General features: G+C 72.9%; 1 protein-coding gene (only partly in view). It reads right to left on the reverse strand.

What is annotated here, in order from left to right:
- Positions 1 to 21,755: the 3' portion of a non-ribosomal peptide synthase/polyketide synthase gene (locus tag ACX9TP_RS24335; RefSeq protein WP_482982123.1), read on the reverse strand. 21,394 nt of this gene lie beyond the right edge of the window; the window shows 21,755 of its 43,149 coding nt (coding positions 21,395-43,149); the start codon falls outside the window, past its right edge — the gene reads right to left on this strand; its stop codon occupies positions 1 to 3.

Here is a 21,755-nt window from a genome sequence, read left to right on the forward strand (position 1 = left end):
CTACTTCGCGGTCTTCAGGGCCTCCCGCAGCCGCTCCGCCAGCGCGCCGACTCCCGGCTGCCGCAGCAGGCTGTAGTGGTCACCGGGCAGCAGGTGCCGCTCCAGCGCGTTGCCCACCAGCGCGGACCAGCCGCCGTCCTCCGGCAGGCCCTCCGCGTCGTCCGTCGCCTTGAACAGCACCACGCGGTCCTCGGAGGCCGGGGCCACGTAGCGCCGCGACGCGAGCAGGTTGGCCTCGAACACGCGGAACAGCGCGCCCAGGTGCCCGGCATCCATGCCGGGGGGCAGGGCGCCCGCGCTGGCCGCTGCTTGCAGCAGCCGCTCCAGCACCGCGTCCGGCTCCAGTCCCACGAGCCCGTCCAGGTCCACCGGCAGGTCCGCGAGCGACGCGCCCATCAAGTCCCGCGCGAACAGGAGCGCGAGCTGCACGCGGTCCGGCTCCGGCTCCGTCGCCACCGGGACGTAGGAGTCGACCATCGCCAGCAGCGCCACCTGCTCGCCGCTTGCCCGGAGCTGCCGCGCCATCTCGTAGGCGATGACGCCGCCCATCGACCAGCCGCCCAGGTGGTAGGGACCGGACGGTTGGACCCCACGCAGCGCCTTCACGTACTCGGCGGCCATCTCCTCCACGGTGCCGAGCGGCGCGCTGCCATCCAGCCCCCGGGCCTGCAGGCCGTAGAACGGACGTTCCGTTCCGAGCAGCCGCGCCAGCTCCGCATAGGCGAGCACGTTGCCGCCGACCGGATGAACGCAGAAGAACGGCGCCGCGGTGCCCGTCCCGGGCGCACCGAAGGGCACCAGCGGTGAGAACGCCCCCGTGCCTCCGCCGCGCAGCAGCGTCGCGAGCTGCTCCACGGTGGGCGCCTGGAAGAGCGCGGCGAGCGGGAGCTGCCGGCCCGTGGCCTCGCGCATGGCGGCCATGAGGCGCACGGCCAGCAGCGAGTGGCCTCCCAGCTCGAAGAAGTTGCCGCGCACGCTCACCGGCTGCACGCCCAGCACCTTCTCCCACGTGCGCACCAACATCAGCTCCAGCGCATCCCTCGGCGCCACGTAGGCCAGGGCAGGGGAGTCACCGGTGCGCGGCGCGGGCAGGGCCTTCCGGTCCACCTTGCCGTTCGCCGTCAGCGGCAGCGAGGCCAGGGGCACGAAGGCGGCGGGCACCATGTACTCGGGCAGGCGCTGCTGCAGGTGGGCGCGCAGGGCCTGCGTTGCCGGCTCGGCGGACGGCGCCGCCACCACGTACGCAACCAGCCGCTTGTCGCCGGGCACGTCCTCCCGCGCCAGCACCACCGCGTCCTTCACGGCCGGGTGCGTGCGCAGGGCGGACTCGATTTCTCCCAGCTCGATGCGGTAGCCGCGCACCTTCACCTGGAAGTCCAGGCGGCCCAGGTACTCCAGCGTGCCGTCCTGCCTCCAACGTGCCTTGTCACCGGTGCGGTACAGCCGCGCGCCGGGCTCGGTGCTGAACGCGTCGGGCACGAAGCGCTCCGCGGTGAACTCGGGCCGGCCGAGGTAGCCGCGCGCCACGCCTTCGCCCGCGAGGTACAGCTCTCCGGGCACTCCCAGCGGCGTGGGCCGCAGCTGCGCATCCAGGACGTAGGCCCGGGTGTTGGGCAGCGGCCGGCCGATGACGGGCACCGCGACCGACGAGTCCTGCACACACCACGTGGTGGCGTACACGGTGCCCTCCGTGGGGCCATACGCGTTGACGGTGCGCGTGCGCCGGGTGCGCGAGAGCGGCTGCCAGAGGGACAGGTCCATGGCCTCGCCCGCGCAGACCACCAGGCGCGGCACGTGGGTGCGCTCCAGCAGGCCCGCCTGGACGAGGAGCGTGAGCTGCGCGGGCGTGCAGTCCAGCACGTCCACGCGCTGCTGCTCCAGCCACGCCAGCATCGCCTCCGGGTCCTTGCGTGTGTCCTCGGACAGCAGGCACAGGCAGTGCCCGTCCGCGAGGTGGATGAGCTGCTCGATGGACACGTCGAAGAACAGCGGCGCGTTGAGGCTGACCCGCAGTCCCCGGGGCATGCCCGCGTAGAGCGTCCGGGCCGTGGCCTCGTGCAGGTGGAGCACCGAGCGGTGCTGCACCATGACGCCCTTCGGCGTGCCCGTGCTTCCCGACGTGTAGATGACGTACGCCAGGTTCTCCGCGGTGGCGGAAGAAGGCACCTCGTCCCCGGGCAGGGCCGCCAGTCGCGCCGCCTCCGAGTCGAGGCAGAGCAGGTGACGGACCTCGGGCTTCCACGCATCCGCGAGATGCTGGACGGTGAGCAGCACGGACGCGCCGCAGTCCCGCAGCACGAAGGACTTGCGCTGCGCGGGCGCCGCCGGGTCGATGGGCACGAAGGCGCCCCCGGCCTTGAGCACCGCCAGCAGGGCGACGATGGCCTCGGGCGTGCGCTCCAGGCACAGGCCCACCGTGACATCCGGTCCAACCCCCAGCGAGCGCAGCCGCGCGGCGAGCTGGTTCGCCCGCGTGTCGAGCGTCGCGTAGGACAGCACGGAGTCACCGAGCTGGACGGCGGGGGCCTCCGGCGTGCGGCGAGCCTGCTGCGCGACGAGCGTGTGGAAGCAGGTGTCGCGGCGGAAGTCCGCTGCCGCGCCGTTCCACTCCACCAGCACCTGCTGCCGCTCCCCGGCCGTCTGCATGGGCAGCGCGGAGAGGGGCGCGTCCGGAGCATCCAGCGCGCCCTCCAGCAGGAGCTGGAGGTGGGCCATGAGCCGCTCGGCCGTGGAGTGCTCGAACAGCTCCGTGCTGAAGACGAGCCCGCCGCGGTAGCCGTCCGGCGCGCGCGTGAGGCCGAGCTCCAGCTCGAAGCGGCTGGCCACGTGCTCCACGTCCACGCCTCGCAGCGTCAGCTCCGGCAGGGACATCGCCGAGTCGGGCGTGTTCTGCAGGACGAACAGGGCCTGGAACAGCGGCGTGCGACCCAGGTCTCTCGCGGGCTGGAGCTCCTCGACGAGGCGCTCGAACGGGATGTCCTGGTGCTCGTACGCGCCCAGGGTGGTGCCGCGCACCTGGGCGATCAGTTGGCGGAAGCTGAGCGACGGGGCGAAGCGCGCACGCAGCACCAGCGTGTTGACGAAAAAGCCGATGAGCCCTTCCGTCTGCGCGTGGCGCCGGCCCGCGATGGGCGAGCCCACCAGCACGTCATCCTGCCCCGAGTGTCGGTGCAGCAGCGCCTGGAAGGCCGCCAGCAGCAGCATGTAGGGCGTGGCGCCCTCACGCTGCGCCAGGGCCTCCACGCGCTGAGCGAGCGCGGCCGGCAGGTGCACGGGCACGGCCCCGCCCTGGTGCGTGAGTGTCGCGGGCCTCGGCTTGTCGGTGGGCAGGTCCAGCGCGTGCGGTGCGCCGCCGAGCTGCTCCCTCCACCAGCCCAGCTGCGCCTTCAGCGTCTCGCCGCGCAGCCACGTGCGCTGCCAGACGGCGTAGTCGGCGTACTGCACCGGCAGCTCCGGCAGCGGCGAGGGCTGGCCGTGACGGTAGGCCTCGTACATGACGGCGACCTCCCGGACGAGGACGCCCATGGACCAGCCGTCGGAGATGCTGTGGTGCATGCACACCAGCAGCACGTGCTCGGTCGGCTCCAGCTTCACCAGCGTGACACGCAGGAGCGGGCCCGTGGCCAGGTCGAACGGCCGCTGAGCGTCGTCGGTGGCGACTCGCAGGGCCTCGGACTGACGCTGCTCGGAGGGCAGCGCGCTCAGGTCCACGAACTGGAGCGGGCTCGACGTGGCCGGGTGGATGACCTGGTAGGGCTCTCCGCCCTCGGAGTGGAAGGTGGTGCGCAGCGACTCGTGGCGGCGCACCAGCTCCGCGAAGGCGCGCTCGAAGGCGGCCCGCTCCAGCGTGCCCGTGAGGCGCAGCGCCGAGGGCATGTTGTAGAGCGCCTGCCCCGGCTGGAGCTGATCCAGGAACCAGAGGCGCTGCTGCGCGAAGGACAGCGGGACGCGGCCTTCCGTGCGGGCCGGGACCAGCGGCGGCATCCGGGTGCTCGTAGGCGCGGTGCCGATGCGCTCGGCGAGGGCGGCCACGGTGGGGGCCTCGAAGAAGCCGCGCAGGCTCAGCTCCACGTCGAAGGCGGTGCGGATGCGCGCCACCAGCTGCGTGGCCAGGAGCGAATGTCCTCCCAGCTCGAAGAAGCTCTCGCGGCGGCCCACGGCGGGCACGCGCAGCAGCGCCTGGAACAGCTCCGCGAGGCGGGCCTCCACCGGCGTCGCCGGCGGCTCGTGGGCCGCGGCGGACTGGAGCTGCGAGGCCTCCGGCGCGGGCAGGGCCTTGCGGTCCACCTTGCCGTTGGGCGTGAGGGGCAGGGCGGGGAGCGCGACGAAGGCCGCGGGCACCAGGTGCTCGGGCAGGTGCTGGCGCAGCGTGGTGCGCAGCTCCGCCACGTCCAGGGTGTCGGAGGCAATCACGTAGGCCACCAGGCGCTGGTCGCCGGGCATGTCCTCGCGCAGCTGCACCACCACGTCCCGCACCGGAGCGTGGGCGCGCAGCGCGGCCTCCACCTCACCGAGCTCGATGCGGATGCCGCGCAGCTTCACCTGCGAGTCCCCACGGCCGCGGTACTCCAGGCTTCCGTCCTGCCTCCAGCGGACCTGGTCTCCCGTGCGGTACAGCCGCTCGCCATTGCCGAAGGGGCTGGGGACGAAGCGCTCCGCCGTCAGGTCCGGCCGCCCGAGGTAGCCGCGCGCCACGCCTTCGCCGCCCACGTACAGCTCACCGAGGACGCCCACCGGTACCGGCACGAGGTCTGCGTCCAGCACGTACAGCAGCACGTTCGTCAGCGGCCGGCCGATGGAGACCTCGCGGCCGTCCTCCAGGGGCTCGGACGCGCACGCCAGGTCCACCGAGGTGGCCACCGCCGTCACCTCCGTGAGCCCGTAGGTGTTCAGCAGCGGCACCCGGGTGCCTACGTGACGGCGCCACTGCGCCACGCGCTCGGGCACCGCGCGCTCGCCGCCGATGACCACCCACTTCACGGCCGGGGGAAGGCGCGCCTTGCCCTCATGCAGGCTCGCCGTGACTTCGTGCCAGAAGGCCGTGGGCAGGTTGAGCTGCGTGACGCCCGACGCCTCCACCTTCGCGAGGAAGGCGTCCGGCGCGTCCAGCATCTCCGGCGTGCGCAGCACCAGCGTGCCGCCGCGCGTGAGGCACGGGTAGATCTCCTCCGCGCTGGTGTCCCAGCTGATGGAGGCGAACTGCAGCACGCGGTCCCGCGGCTCCACCGGGAAGGCGCGCCACGCCGCGTGGGTGAAGCTCACCAGCGAGCGGTGCTGCACCACCACGCCCTTGGGCCGACCCGTCGAGCCGGACGTGTAGAGCACGTACGCCGCGGCCTCGGGAGGCACGTCGATGTCAGCAAGGGGAAGGCCCCCCGCGTCCGGCAGCGCGTCCACGTCCACCCAGACGCGTCCGGAGGCCTCGCCCAGCTTCTCGCGGAAGCGGCCGCGCGCCACAACCACCCGCGCGCCGCTGTCCTCCAGCATGAAGGCCAGCCGCTCGGACGGGTACTCCGGGTCCAACGGCACGTAGGCGCCGCCCGCCTTCAGCACGCCGAGCAGCGCGGAGATGAGCTCCACCGAGCGCTCCACGCACACCGCCACCTGGGTCTCCACACCGACCCCGAGCTCCCGCAGCCGCCGCGCCAGTCGGGTGGCCCGGTCATCCAACTCGCGATACGTCAGCACCGTGGTGCCAGCCACGACGGCCGGGGCGTCCGGCGTCCTCCGCACCTGCGCCTCGAACAGGGCGTGGATGCGGGCGTCGCGAGGCAGCGCCTCCCGCGTGCCATTCCACTCCACCAGCAACCGCTGGCGCTCCGAGTCCGCGAGCAGGGGCAGCGCGTCCACCCGCGCCTCGGGACGCGACAGGATGCCCTCCAGCAGGAGGCGGAAGTGCGCGAAGAAGCGCGTGGCCGTGGTGGGCTCGAACAGGTCGGTGCTGTAGTTGAGCGTCCCGACGAAGCCCTCTGGCGGGCGGAACAGGTCCAGGCTCCACTCGTACAGCGCCGTGCCGGTGTCCTCGTAGTCGCCGGGGAACACGGACAGCTCGGGCAGCACCAGCTCCGGCAGCGGCGCGTTCTGCATCGTGAACATCGTCTGGAACAGCGGCGTGCGGCTCGTGTCGCGTCCGGCCTGCAGCGCCTCCATCACCTTCTCGAAGGGCACGGCCTGGTGCTCGTACGCGCCCAGCGTCTGCTCCTTCACCTGCGCCAGCAGCTGGCGGAAGGTGAGGGACGGCGTGAAGCGCGCGCGCAGCACCAGCGTGTTGACGAAGAAGCCGATGAGGCCCTCGGTGGCCCCCTGGTCGCGGTTGGCGATGGGGGAGCCGACGAGCAGGTCGTCCTGGCCCGAGTAGCGGTGCAGCAGCGTCTGGAAGGCGGACAGCAGCAGCATGAAGGGCGTGACGCCTTCACGCTGGGCCATGGCCTCCACCTTCTGGGTGAGGCCCAGCGGCAGGCGCACCCGCAGCGTCGCTCCCCGCTGGGAGAAGACGGCCGGACGGGGCTTGTCGGTGGGCATCTCCAGCGCGTGGGGCGCGCCTTCGAGCTGCTGCTTCCACCAGCCCAGCTGGGACTCCAGTGCCTCGCCCCGCAGCCACGCGCGCTGCCAGACGGCGTAGTCGGCGTACTGAAGAGACAGCTCCGGCAGTGGCGAGGGCAGGCCCCGGCGGAAGGCCTCGTAGAGCGCGGTCAGCTCCCGCACCAGCACGCTCGTGGACCAGCCGTCGGAGACGATGTGGTGCAGGTGGAGCACCAGCACGTGCTCCCGAGCGCCCAGCTTCAGCAGCAGGCTGCGCAGCAGCGGGCCGCGGGCGAGGTCGAAGGGACGCCGTGTCTCCTCGGTCGCCAGACGCACCGCCTCGGCCCTCCGGAGGTCGGGCACGTCCATCGTCGACAGGTCCACCTTCTGGATAGGCGCGAGGACCGTCGGGTGGAACTCCTGGACAGGCTCTCCCTCGACCGTGCCGAAGGTGGTGCGCAGCGACTCGTGACGGCGCACCAGCTCGTCGAAGCTGCGCTGGAGCGCTGACTCATCCAGCGCGCCCTCCAGCTTCAAGACGAGCGGGACGTTGTAGAGCGCGCTGCCCGGCTGGAGCTGGTCGATGAGCCATAACCGCTGCTGCGCGAAGGACAGGGGCAGCTTTCCCGTGCGTGGCGCCCGCGTGAGGGCCGGCGCCCGGGTGCCTCCGGTGGCTCCCAGACGCGCCGCGAGGCCCGCCACCGTGGGCGCGGAGAACAGCTCGCCCAGGGGAACCTCGAGGTCCATCGTCGCGCGGATGCGCGACACCACCTGCGTGGCCAGCAGCGAGTGGCCGCCCAGGCGAAAGAAGTCGTCGTGGATGCCCACCGACGCCACGCGCAGCACTTCCGCGAAGATGGCCGCGAGCTTCGCCTCCACCTCATTGCGCGGCGGCGCGCCCTGGCCCGCGGGAGCGGAGGCCACCGGGGCCGGGAGCGCCTTCCGGTCCACCTTGCCGTTGGACGTGAGGGGCAGGGCCGCCAGCTCCACGAAGGCGGAGGGCACCATGTACTCGGGCAGCTGACGCGCGAGGCCGGTGCGCAGGGCCTCGGTGTCCACGCCGGGCGCCGCGGGCACCACGTACGCCACCAGGCGCTGGTCTCCGGGCACGTCCTCGCGGGCCAGCACCACGGCCTCCCGCACGCCGGAGTGCTGGCGGAGCGCGGCCTCGATTTCCCCCAGCTCGATGCGGAAGCCGCGCAGCTTCACCTGGAAGTCGATGCGGCCGACGAAGTCGAGCGTGCCGTCCGGGAGCCAACGCGCCTGATCTCCGGTGCGGTACAGCCGCGCACCGGGCTCGGGGGTGAAGGGGTTGGGAATGAAGCGCTCGGCGGTGAGGGCGGGCCGGCCCAGGTAGCCCCGGGCGAGCCCCTCTCCGGCGAGGCACAGCTCTCCGAGAACTCCAGGCGGCACGGGCTGCAGCCGCTCATCCAGGACGTAGGCCTGGGTGTTGGCCAGCGGCACGCCGATGGAGGGGCGCGAGTCCGGCAGCACCTCCACGGCCGTCGCGTCCACGGTGCACTCGGTGGGGCCGTAGACGTTGAAGACGCGCGAGCGCGGCGCGGCCGCCAGCTGCCGCCACAGCACCTCGTCGATGGCCTCACCGCCGGGCAGCACCAGCCGGGGAGCGAACTCGGACTGGAGCAGGCCGGCCTCCACCAGCAGCTTCAGCAGCGACGGCGTACAGTCGAGCGTGTCGACGCGCGAGCGCTCCACCCAGCGCATGAAGGCGCGCGGGTCCCTCCGGGCCTCCTCGGGGACGATGCAGAGGCAGTGCCCGTCGAGCAGCTGCATGACCTGCTGGACGGAGGCGTCGAAGTACAGCGGCGCGTTGATGCTCACCCGCGAGCCGACCGGCAGCCCGGCGTAGAAGCTCTGTAGCAGTGCCTCGCGCAGGGAGAGCACGGAGCTGTGCCGCACCATGACGCCCTTGGGCGTGCCCGTGCTGCCCGAGGTGTAGATGACGTACGCGAGGTTCTCCACGCGGGCCGACGTGGGCAGGTTCCCATCCGGCAGCGAGGCGAGCCGCGCCGCCTGCGTGTCGAGGCACACGACGTGGCGCACCTCGGGCTTCCACGCATCGGCCAGGTGCTGGGTGGTGAGCAGCACGGAGGCGCCGCAGTCCTGGAGGACGAAGGACCTGCGCTGCGCGGGCGCGGACGGGTCGAGCGGCACGAAGGCGCCCCCGGCCTTGAGCACCGCCATCAGGGCGACGATGCCGTCGGGGCCTCGCTCCATGCACAGGCCCACGCACGTCTCGGGCCCCACCCCCAGCGAGCGCAGGTGCACGGCGAGCTGGTTGGCGCGGGCGTTGAGCTCGCGAAAGGACAGCACCGTGTCCTCGAACACCACGGCGGGGGCGTCCGGGGTGCGGGCCACCTGCGCCTCTAAGTGTGTGTGGAGGCAGGCCGAGGCGGACGCCGATGCCGCGCCCGAGGCGTCCGGAGTGGAGGAAGGTTCCCCTCCACCGTCCGTCAGCGGAGGGAGCGAGGACAGCGGCGTGTCCGGTCCCGACACGAGGCTCTCGAGCAGCTGTCGGAAGTGCACGACGAAGCGCGAGGCCGTGGCGGGCTCGAACAGGTCGGTGCTGTAGTTGAGCGTCCCGACGAAGCCCTCCGGCGGACGGAACAGGTCCAGGCTCCACTCGTACAGCGCCGTGCCGGTGTCCTCGATGGTGGCGGGGCTCACGGACAGCTCGGGCAGCGCCAGCTGCGGCACCGGAGCGTTCTGCATCGTGAACATCGCCTGGAACAGCGGCGTGCGGCTCGTGTCGCGTCCGGCCTGCAGTGCCTCCACCACCTTCTCGAAGGGCACGGCCTGGTGCTCGTACGCCCCCAGCGTCCGCTCCTTCACCTGCGCCAGCAACTGACGGAAGGTGAGGGACGGCGTGAAGCGCGCGCGCAGCACCAGCGTGTTGACGAAGAAGCCGATGAGTCCCTCGGTGGCCCCCTGGTCGCGGTTGGCGATGGGGGAGCCGACGAGCAGGTCGTCCTGGCCCGAGTAGCGGTGCAGCAGCGTCTGGAAGGCGGACAGCAGCAGCATGAAGGGCGTGACGCCTTCACGCTGAGCCATGGCCTCCACCTTCTGGGTGAGGCCCAGCGGCAGACGCACCGGCAGCGTCGCTCCCTGGTGGGAGAAGACGGCCGGACGAGGCTTGTCGGTGGGCATCTCCAGCGCGTGGGGCGCGCCTTCGAGCTGCTGCTTCCACCAGCCCAGCTGAGCCTCCAGCGCCTCGTCCCGCAGCCAGGTGCGCTGCCAGACGGCGTAGTCGGCGTACTGCAGCGGCAGCTCCGGCAGCGGCGAGGACCGCCCCATGCGGAAGGCCTCGTAGAGCGCCGTCAGCTCCCGCACCAGCACGCCCATGGACCAGCCGTCGGAGACGATGTGGTGCAGGTGGAGCACCAGCACGTGCTCCCGAGCGCCCAGCTTCAGCAGCAGGGTGCGCAGCAGCGGACCGCGGGTGAGGTCGAAGGGACGGCGCGACTCCTCGGTGGCCACGCGTACCGCCTCGGCCCGCCGGAGGTCGTCCTCTTCGATGCGTGAGAGGTTCACCTTCTGGAGCGGCACGAAGAGCGACGACTGGACCTGCTGCACCGGCTGTCCCGCGACGGTGCCGAAGGTGGTGCGCAGCGACTCGTGGCGGCGCACCAGCTCGTCGAAGCTGCGCTGGAGCGCCGTCTCGTCCAGCGCACCCTCCAGCTTCAAGGCGAGCGGGACGTTGTAGAGCGAGCTGCCCGGCTGGAGCTGGTGGATGAGCCACAGCCGCTGCTGCGCGAACGACAGGGGCAGGTCCCCCGTGCGCGGCGCCCGCGTGAGGGCCGGAGCCCGGGTGCCACCGGCCGCTCCCAGGCGGGCCGAGAGCCCCGCCACCGTGGTCGCGGAGAACAGCTCGCTCAGCGGCAGCTCCACGTTCAGCGCGGCGCGGATGCGCGACACCACCTGCGTGGCCAGCAGCGAGTGGCCACCCAGCCGGAAGAAGTCGTCGTGGATGCCCACCGACTCCACGCGCAGCACCTCCGCGAAGATGGCCGCGAGCTTCGCCTCTACTTCGTTGCGCGGTGCCACGTACTGACCGTCGGACGCGGCAGGAGCCTCCGGCGCGGGCAGGGCCTTCCGGTCCACCTTGCCGTTGGTGTTGAGGGGCAGGGCCGCCAGCTCCACGAAGGCGGAGGGCACCATGTACTCGGGCAGCTTCTGTCCGAGGAAGGTGCGCACGGCCTCGGTGTCCAGGCCTGGCGTGGCGGGCACCAGATACGCCACCAGGCGCTTGTCGCCGGGCACGTCCTCGCGGGCCAGCACCACGGCCTCGCGCACGCCGGAGAGCTGGCGCAGGACGGCTTCGACCTCGCCGGGCTCGATGCGGAAGCCGCGCACCTTCACCTGGAAGTCGGTGCGGCCGAGGAACTCCAGCGTGCCGTCCGCGCGCCAGCGCACCTGGTCACCGGTGCGGTACAGCCGCGCACCCGGGGTGGAGGCGAAGGGATGGGGCACGAAGCGCTCGGCCGTCAGGTCCGCGCGGTTGAGGTAGCCCCACGCGAGGCCGTCTCCGCCCACATACAGCTCGCCGGGCACGCCCGACGGCACCGGCTGGAGCGAGGCGTCCAGCACGTACGCGGTGGAGTTGGACAGCGGCCGGCCGATGGGCACCGAGCGGCCCACGTCGTCCGCCGCGCGCAGGGTGTGCGTGGCGGAGAAGGTGGTGTTCTCCGTGGGGCCGTAGCCGTTGATGAGCACCGCGTCCGGGGACAGCCGGGCAAGGTGCTCGCGCACCCGCTGCGCGGGCAGCACGTCACCGCCCGCGAGCACCTGACGCACCTTCGCCAGGGCCTCGCCCTGGTGCAGCGCCATCTGCTCGAAGAGAGCCGCTGTCAGCCACAGCGTGGTGATGCGCTCGCGCACGAGCAGCGCCGCCAGGTCTTCCAGTGCCAGGGCTCCGGCCGGAGCGAGCACCAGCCGCGCTCCGTGCAGCAGCGCGCCCCACAGCTCCAGCGTCGACGCGTCGAACGCCGCCGGTGCCAGCTGGAGGATGACCTCGTCCGGGCCGAACCGCATGAAGCGGCTGCCCTGGACCAGGCGCACCACGCCCCGGTGCGGCACGCAGACGCCCTTGGGGCGGCCCGTGCTTCCCGAGGTGAACATCACGTACGCCAGGGCCTCGGCGCTCACCGCCACGTCGGGCGCGGTGGCCGGACGCGACGCAATGGCGTTCCACTCCGCGTCGAGCAGGACGCGCGAGCCGCCGACGTCACGCAGCCCGTCCGCGAGGGACTGCTGCGTGAGGACCACGCTGGCGCCGGCCTCACGCAACATCCAGGTGATGCGCTCCGCCGGATGATGCGCCTCCACCGGCACGTACGCCGCGCCGGCCTTGAGGATGCCGAGGATTCCGATGACCAGCTCCGGCGAGCGCTCCACGCACAGGCCGACGCGGGTGCCCGGGCGCACGCCCAGCGCTCGCAGGTGCTGCGCGAGCTGGTTCGACCGCGCGTCCAGCTCGCCGTACGTGACGGTGCGCGAGCCGGACACCAGGGCCACGGCGTTGGGAGCGCGGGACGCCTGCCGCGCGAAGAGCGCGTGCACGGGCGTGTCACGTGGGTAGTCCACCGAGGTGTCGTTCCAGGCGGACAGCACCTGGTGGCGCGCCTCGCGGGTGAGGAGCGGCAGCCGGGCCAGCGGCAGGTCCGGCGACGCGACGGCGGCCTCCAGCAGCACGCGGAGGTGCTCGGCCATGCCGGCCATGGTGGCCCGCTCGAACAGCGCCGTGTTGTAGTTGAAGCCGCCGTGGAAGCCGTCCTCCGTGCGGTGGAAGGACAGCTCCAGGTCGAAGCGGATGAGCCCGTGCTCCGGCTCCATCGAGCGCAGCGACAGGCCGGGCAGGGCCAGCTCCGGCAGCGGCGCGTTCTGGAGGGCGAAGATGACCTGGAAGAGCGGCGTGCGGCTCAGGTCGCGCACCGGCTGCAGGTCCTCCACCAGCTTCTCGAAGGGCACGTCCTGGTGCTCGTACGCGCCGAGCGTGGTCTCCCGCACCTGCGCCAGCAGCTCGCGGAACGTGGCGCCGGACTGCATCCGCGTGCGCAGCACGAGGGTGTTCGCGAAGAAGCCGATCAGCGCCTCGGACTCGGCATGGCGGCGGGCGGCGATGGGCGAGCCGACGGAGACGTCGTCCTGTCCCGAGTAGCGCCCCAGCAGCACCTGGAAGGCCGCGAGCAGGAGCATGAAGGGCGTGGCGCCCTCGCGCTTCGCCAGGGCCTCCACCGCCTCGCTCAGCTCGCGCGAGAGGTGGAGCGGCAGGGGCGCGCCCTGGAAGGACTGGCGCGGCGGGCGCGGCTTGTCCGTGGGCAGCTCCAGGTGCGCAGGCGCGCCCGTGAGCTGCTTCCGCCAGTAGCCGAGCTGCTCGTCGAGCACCTCGCCCTGGAGCCAGTTGCGCTGCCAGACGGAGTGGTCGGCGTACTGCACCGGCAGCTCGGGCAGCGGCGAGGGCTGGCCCTGGCTGAAGGCCGCGTACAGGGCGGCCATCTCGCGCACCAGCACACCGGTGGACCAGCCGTCCGAGATGATGTGGTGCAGGTTCAGCACCAGCAGGTGGCGCTTCTCCTCCACCTTCAGCAGGAGCGCGCGCACCAGCGGGCCGTTGACGAGGTCGAACGGACGGAGCGCCTCCTCGGTGGCGAGGCGCACGGCCTCCGTCTGCCGCACCGAGGCGTCGGCCAGGCGCATCAGGTCCACGGACTCGATGGGCAGCGAGGTGGCGGGGTGGATGACCTGGAAGGGCTCACCCGACTCCGCGCTGAAGGTGGTGCGCAGCGCTTCGTGGCGGCGCACCAGCTCGTCGAAGCCCCGCTGGAGCGAGGCCACGTCGAGCGCGCCCTCCAGCGTCATGGCCATGGGGATGTTGTACGCGCTGGCCCCGGCGCCGAGCTGGCCGATGAACCACAGCCGCTGCTGCGCGAAGGACAGGGGCAGCCGCGACGTCCGGTCCGCGCGAGTCAGCGGCGGCACCGCCCGTGCGCCCGTGGAGGCCTGCTGCCGCGAGTCCAGCCGCGCGGCGAGGGCGGCCACCGTGGGCGCCTCGAAGAGGGTGCGCAGGGGCAGCTCCATGCCGAAGGTGGTGCGCACGCGGGCCACCAGCTGCGTGGCCAGCAGCGAGTGGCCACCCAGCTCGAAGAAGCTGTCCTGCGTGCCCACGCGGCTGACGCCGAGCAGCTGCGCGAACAGGTCCGCGAGTGCCTGCTCATTCGGAGTGCGCGGAGCGACGTACCGGCCGCGCTGGGCGACGGCGACGTCCGGCGCGGGCAGGGCCTTGCGGTCCACCTTGCCGTTGGCCGTGAGGGGCAGGGTGCCCAGGTGCACCACCGCGGAGGGCACCATGTACTCGGGCAGGCGCTCCTGCACGTAGGTGCGCAGCTCCGTCGAGTCGAGCGGCCCCGCGTCGCCGGTGACGTAGGCGACGAGGCGCTTGTCGCCCGGCGTGTCCTGGCGCACCACCGCCACCGCCTCGCGCACCCCGGGGTGCGTCAGCAGCGCGGCTTCCACTTCCGCCAGTTCAATCCGGTAGCCACGCACCTTCACCTGGTTGTCGATGCGGCCCAGGAACTCCAGCACCCCATCCGCCCGCCAGCGCGCCTTGTCGCCCGTGCGGTAGAGCCGCTCTCCGGCCACGGCGCTGAAGGGGTTGGGGATGAAGCGCTCCGCCGTCAGGTCCGGCCGCGAGAGGTAGCCGCGCGCCAGGCCGTCGCCGCCGATGAACAGCTCCCCGGGGATGCCGGGGGGCATCGGCTGGAGGTACTCGTCCAGCACGTACACCTGCGTATTCGCGATGGGCCGGCCGATGGGGATGGCGGTGCCCACCTGCGAGGCGTCCGTCATCCGGTACGTGGAGGTGAAGAGGGTGGACTCGGTGGGGCCGTAGCAGGCCGTCACCGGAATGGACATTCCTTCCACCACCCGCCGCACGTGGGGCGCGCTCACCACGTCGCCACCGGTGAGCAGCTGGCGCACGCCCTTCAGGCTCTCCGGCTTGAAGTCCACCACCTGCGAGAAGAGGCCCGCGGTGAGGTGCAGCGTGGTGACGCCATGCCGCGTGAGCACCGTGCTCAGCAGCTCCAAGTCACTGGGGGACTGCGCCGGGAAGACGACCAGGCGGCCGCCGAAGAGCAGCGGGCCCCAGACCTCCAGCGTGGACGCGTCGAAGGAGATGGGGGCGATGAGGAGGAAGGTCTCCTCCGGCCCCAGGTGCGCGTAGCGCGCCCCGTGCAGGAGGCGCATGACGCCCCGGTGCTCCACGGCCACGCCCTTGGGACGGCCCGTGCTGCCGGAGGTGAAGTCCACGTACGCCAGGTGGCGCGACGTGGCGCCGGACACCAGCCGCGTGCGCGGCAGGGCGGCCAGGGGCAGCTCCTCCACGAAGAGGCACGGCACCGACTCCGCCACGGGCAGACCCTTGCGCAGGGCCTGCGTCGTGAGCAGCAGCCTGGGCGGCGCGTCCTCCAGCATGAAGGCCAGCCGCTGCGCCGGGTACGAGGCATCCAGCGGCAGGTACGCGCCACCGGCCTTGAGGATGGCCAGCAGCGAGACGATGAGCTCCACCGAGCGCTCCAGGCACACGGCCACCAGCGCATCCGGCCCCACCCCGTGCAGCCGCAGCAGATGTGCGAGCTGGTTGGCGCGCGTGTCGAGCTGCGCGTAGGTGAGCTTCTCGTCCCCGAACTCCAGGGCCACCGCGTCCGGACGCAGCGTCGCCTGCTGCTCGAACAGGTGGTGGATGCACGCCTCGCGCGGGTAGTCCGACGCGGTGGCATTCCAGTCCACCAGCACCTGCTCCCGCTCCGCCTCCGGCAGCAGCGGCAGCAGCGGCAGCGACAGGTCGGGCGAGGCGACGACGGCGCGGGCCAGCCCGGTGAGGTGCTCGGCCATGCGCTCCACGGTGGCCCGGTCGAAGAGGCTCGAGGAGTACTCGAAGCGCACCGTCATTCCGCCGCGGTGCTCCCAGACCTCCAGGCCCAGGTCGAACTTGGCGGTGCTCGCGGGCACCACCACCTGGCCAATCTTGAGCGACTGCGGCGTCGCATCCGGCTCCGGCGTGTTGAGCACGTTGATGATGACCTGGAACACCGGCGTGCGGCTCAAGTCACGCGGCGGCTGGAGCAGCTCCATCAGCCGCTCGAAGGGCGCGTCCTGGCGCGTATAGGCGCCCAGCGCCTGCTGCTTCACGCGGCCCAGCAGCTCGCGGAACGTCGAAGCCCCGGACAGCCGCGTGCGGAAGGCGAGCGTGTTGAGGAAGCAGCCGATGAGCCCTTCCACCTCCGGCTGGGAGCGGCCGGCGATGGGCGTACCAATCGCGAAGTCGTCCTGGCCCGAGTAGCGCCCCAGCAGCAACTGGTAGAGCGCCAGCATCACCATGAACGACGTGGCGCCCTCGCGGCGGCCCAGCGCGAGCAGCGGGTCGGACAGCTCCCGCGGCCACTCGAAGGCGTAGAGGCCACCCGCGTACGACTGCACCGCGGGCCGCGGACGGTCCGTGGGCAGCTCCAGCGCGGGCACGCCCTGGAGCTCGTCCTTCCAGTAGCGGAGCTGCCCCTCCAGCACCGCGCCCTCCAGGTACTGGCGCTGCCACACCGCGTAGTCCGCGTACTGCACGGGCAGCTCGGGCAGCGGCGAGGGAATGCCCGCGCCGAAGCAGGCGTAGAGGATGGTCAGCTCGCGCGCGAGCACCATGTTGCACCACGCGTCCGAGACGGCGTGGTGGAGGATGAGGCTGAGCACGTGCTCCTGGGGCCCGACGCGCAGGAGCACCGCGCGCACCACCGGACCCTTCTCCAGGTCGAAGGGGATGGCGGAGAACTCCTGGCAGCGACGGATGGTCGCCGCCTCGCGCTCCTCGGGCGTGGCGCCGGGCACCTCTTCCAGCGGCATGGGCAGGCTGCCCCCCGGCTGGATGATCTGCACCGCGGTGCCGTCGTCAGAGAGCGTGTACGTCGTCCGCAGCACCTCGTGCCGGCGGACCAGCTCGTCCAGCGCCGCCTGGAGCGCCGCCGTGTCCAGCGCGCCCGTGAGGCGGAAGTTGGACGCGTTGTTGTAGGCCACGCTGGTCGGCTCCAGCTGCTGGAGGTACCAGAACCGCTGCTGCACGAAGGAGAGCGGCAGCGGCCTGTCTCGCGGCGCGCGCGGAATGGACTGCGCCGAGGCCGCGCGAGCCGCCGGGGCCTTGGCCACCGGAGCCTTGGCCGCGGGCGCGGGGGCCTTCGGCGCCGGAGCCACGGGCGCCTTCGCGGCGGGAAGGCTCACGGACTCCACACGGCCATCCGCGCGGAGGCGGACATGCCGCCCCGTGCGGTAGAGGCGACGCGCCGCCCCCGTGGGGTGAGGCACCAGCCGGCGGCGCTCCTCCTCCGCCGAGCGCCAGAGGCCCCGGGGCAGGCCCGCGCCTTCCAGCGCCAGCTCACCCACGACGCCCGTGGGCACGGGCAGGCCCACCTCGTCCAGCACCCACAGCTGGAGGCCCGCGGGCACGCGCTCGCCCGGGGCCTTCGGGAGCAGGGCGCCTTCCCCGGTGCCGCCCGCGAGCAACACCTCCACGCCCGCGCTCTGGTGCAGCGCGGTGGCCAGCTCCGCCGACGCGCCTTCCAGGACCAGGGTGCCCAACGGGGCCAGCGACTCACGGGCCTTCGGCAGCTCCGTCAGCGTGCGCGCCAGCCGCGCGGAGGTGTGCAGGTGGACGGCGCCGGACTGACGCGCCAGCTCCAGCAGCTCGCCCACGCCCTGGCTGCTCTCCACCAGCACCTGCTCCTGGCGGACGGAGGCCTCGGCCACCATCCGCTCGCGCAGCGAGGCGAGGTGGCGCAGGCCGTCCAGCACCACCGGCGTCGCGACGCCGAAGTCGATGAGGCAGGCCACCTCGTCGACGTCGGCCTCGCGCATGTCGCGCATCCGCTGCATGCCGCTGTCCACCGTGCCGATGAGGCCGGTGACCATCGCGAAGTTCTCGAACGAGTGCTCCAGGATGGCGTTGATGTCCTCCTCGGAGACCTTGTCGATTTCCCCCTGGAACCCCTGCGCCGCGAGCAGGCTGGCGACGATGTCCGCCGAGCTGCGGAAGTAGCTCAGCAGCGGCTTGCGCACCGTGCGCAGCACCTCCTGTGAGTCCTCACCGATGAAGGTGTGGACCATGCAGGTGATGTGCCCCCGGCCCGGGTGGCCGTTGCGGCGCCACGCCTCGCGGTACAGCGCCACCTTCGGCTTCATCTCCTCCAGCGAGTGCGCCAGCAGGCCCGTGAGGACGCCCGCGCCCAGCTCGCCCGCCATCCGGAACGTCTCCGGGCTGGAGGTCGCGGTGAGCCACACCGGCAGCTCCTTCTGCACCGGCTTGGGCCGCAGGGCCACTTCGACGGTGACGCCGCCGCCGCCCTTGCGCCGCTGCTTCTCGCCGCGCCAGATGGCGCGCAGCGTCTCCAGGTTGCGCAGCAGGACGTTGCGCCGGTCCTCGTACGCGGACGGGTTGAAGGAGAAGTCCTGCACGTGCCAGCCCGTGGCCACCGACAGGCCCACGCGGCCCTGGGAGAGGTTGTCCACCACGGACCACTGCTCGGCGATGAGCATGGGGTCGTGCAGCGGCAGCACCACGCTGCCCGAGCGCAGGTGCAGGTTGCGCGTCACCGTGGACAGGGCCGCCGCCACGACGGCGGGCTGCGGGTACAGGCCGCCGAAGGCGTGGAAGTGCCGCTCGGGCGTCCACACCGCGGAGAAGCCGTGGGCGTCCGCGAACTTCGCGCCCTCGACGAGCAGCTCGTACTTGGGGCCGGAGAGCGAGTCCTCATCGTTGGCGAAGTAGATGAGGCTCAGGTCCATGGCCTGGGTGCGCGGCCCGCCGCCATTCAGGCGCACCAACTGCGCGGCCATCCGCTCCGACGGGAAGGCCACGCGCATGCCGCGCGAGAGGGCCCACAGGGACTCCAGCTCCGCGCGGTCCGCCGTGGGCTCGGCGGCCGCCAGCCAGGTGCCGCCCTCGGTGGGGCGCAGCCGGCCGTCCATCGCTTCGAACAGCTCGCTCAGGGCCTGGTGGTTCAGCGCCCACGCCGGCCTGCCCGCGCCCGCCGGCAGCAGCCACGCCAGCGAGTCGGCCTGGACGTGTGGCGTCACGGGCGCGGAGGCGACCTCCAGGGTCTCCTCCACGTACACCGTGCGCGCGGCGTCCAGCTTCGCGGAGGTGACGACCCCGCGCCAGGTGACGAGCACCGGCGCGGTGGCGCCCTCCGGTGCGTAGACGGCGAGCCCGCCCAGGTCGCTGGCGCCGAGCGTCACCGCGGCGGCGCCGGCCTCCAGCACGCCCCAGAGCACGGCGAGCTTCGCGGGCGAGGGCGCCAGGCACACCGCGACCGGGTCTCCCGGCCGCACGCCGAGCGTCCGCAGGCGCGCGGCCACGCGGCTCGCACGGGCGGACAGCTCCGCCCAGGTCCACGGCGTGTCGCCCTGGCTCACGGCCACGGAGGCCGGGCCGCGGCGCGCGCGCTCCGCCAGCAGCGCGGGCACGGCGGCGGACTCGGAGGCGGGGCGGGGCAGGGGCCACGCGCGCCGCTCGGTCTCCGTCACCATGGGCAGGCGCGAGACGCGCTCGTCCGGCCTGGCGAGGGCGGCGGCCAGCATGACCTGGAAGTGCTCCACAAAGCGCCGCATGGTGGACGCGTCATACAGCTCGGTGGCGTACTCGAGCGCGCCGTGGATGCGGGCGCCCTCCTCGGAGAGCACCAGCGTCAGCTCGGACAGCGTGGCGCCCCACTGCACGGGGGCATCGGGCACCTCCACCAGCGAGCCGCGCACGCCCGTCAGCTCCAGCGCCGCCGCGCCTCCGCCGACGCTGGAGTGATACACGAAGATGGAGTCCGTGATTCGGCCCCGGCCAATGTCCTTGCCGGGGATGAGCTCCTCGACGAGGTGCTCGAAGGGCACGTCCGGCCGGGACTGCGCGTCCGACACCTCCTGCTTCACACGGACGAGCAGCTCACGGAACGTCGGGTCGCCCGCGAAGCTGGTGCGGAACGCCGCCGAGTGGGCCACGTAGCCGATGAGCCCCAGCAGCTCCGGACGCGTGCGGTTGGCGATGGGCGTGCCGACGATGATGTCCGTCTGCCCGCTGTAGCGGTGCAGCAGCGTCTGCCACGCGGCCAGCACCGTCATGTACGAGGTGACGCCCTCGCGCTTGCCGAACGCGCCCACCTCGCGGGCGAGCGCGGGCGGGAGGTCGACGAGCATGCGCACGGAGGTGAGCGGGCAGCTCTCCGGACGGGACCGGTCCGTGGGCATGTCCAGCCTGCGCGGCATGCCGGCGAGGCGGTTGCGCCACCACTGCTCCTGCTCCGGCATCAGGTGCTCGGCGATGCTGCGGCGCTGCCACGCGCCGAAGTCCGCGTACTGCACGGGCAGCGGCGGCAGCGGCGACGGCCGGCCCTGGCGGAAGGCGCCGTAGAGCTGGCCCAGCTCGTGGACGAAGATGGCCACGGACAGCGTGTCGCAGACCACGTGATGGATGGCGCCCACGAGGATGTGGTGCTGCGCGCCCAGCTTGAGCAGCACCGTCCGGATGACGGGGCCCTTCACCAGGTCGAACGGCCGCGCGGACTCCTCGCGGGCGATGCGCATGGCCTCCGACTCGCGGTGCTCGGCGGAGCCGGTCAGCTCCACCACGTCGAGCGGGATGTGCATGTGCGCGTGGAAGCGCTGCACGGGGCGGCCGTCCACCACGTCGTAGGTGGTGCGCAGCGCCTCGTGGCGGTTGACGACTTCCTGGACGCTCCGCTGGAGGGTGTCCGCGTCCAGGAAGCCCTCGAGGCGCAGGACGAAGGGGATGGTGTACGCGGACAGGCCCGGCAGGTGCTGCTCCAGGCGCCAGACGCGCTCCTGCACGAAGGACAGGGGCAGCTCCTGGGTGCGCGGCAGCGGCACCAGGGGCAGCTCGCGGCTCTGCTCCACGGAGGGGGCCTGGCTCAGCAGCGGCTCGATGCGCTCGGCGATGCCGGCCACCGTGGGGGCCTCGAAGAGCGCGGCCAGGGGGAGCTGGACGCCGAAGGCCTCGCGCATCTGGTTGAGGAGCTGGGCCGCCATCAGCGAGTTGCCGCCAATCTCCAGGAAGTTGTCGTCGCGGCCCACGAACTCCAGGCCGAGGCGCTCCCTCCACAGGGCGGCGACGCGCTCCTCGACGTCACCGCGCGGCGCGTCCTCGCGCACGGGCACCGCGGACGACGCCACCATGGGCTGCGTGGTGGCCGGAGCCCGGACGGGCGGGAGCGTCGGCGGCACGGGCGCGCCCGGAGGTACGAACCCGGACGCCCCGACCTGCGCGGAGGGCGGGACGGGCGTGGGAGCCACCGGCGGCGGAACGGGCCCGGACGCGCCGACCTGCGCGGAGGGCGGGACGGGCGCGGGAACCACCGTCGACGGAACGGGCCCGGGCGCCGCGACCTGGCCGGAGGACGCGACGGCCACGCGCGCGGGCGCCACGGCGGGCGGGGCGAACACGGGCACCGCCGCCGGCACGGGCGCCGAGGCGGGAGGCGCCGACGGCGGCTGAGCGAAGACAGGCGCCGAAGCCTGCCCAGCGGGCGTCACCACCATGGTGCCGTGCACCTTCACGTGGCCCAGCTCCCCGGGAGCCCGGGGCTGCGCCGCCGGCACCGGGGCGAACGCGCCAGTCGCCTGCGCCTGCCCGGGCTTCGCCTCCACCCAGCAGCGCTTCTCCTGGAACGGGTACGTGGGCAGGTGCAGCTTCCGGCGCTGCTCGTGCGCGTAGAAGGCGGACCAGTCCACCTCCACGCCCTGCGTCCACAGCTCACCCGCGGCCTGCATCAGCCCGGAGTGCTCCGTGGTGGTGCCGCCGCGCCGCAGCGTGGCCAGCGCCTTCACGCGGTCCCTGTCCTGTCCCAGGCACGCGCGCACCATCGGCGTGAGGTCCTGCGCGGGCCCCACCTCCAGCACCACGCTGCAGCCTTCCTCCAGCAGGGCCCCCACGGCCTCGCTGAAGCGCACGGGCTGGCGCATCTGGTCCGCCCAGTAGCGCGGCTCGGCCAGGGCTCCCGGCTTCGCCCAGGTGCCGGTGACGCTGGACGCGTAGCGCAGCGTCGGCTCCGCGCGGCGCAGGGACGCCACCACGCGCTCCAGCTCCGGCATCAGCGGCTCCACGTCCGCGGAGTGGAACGCATGCGGCGCGGGCATGCGCACCGCCCCCACGTCCCGGCGCTTCAGGT

It is taken from the genome of Pyxidicoccus sp. M15, from assembly GCF_056858435.1.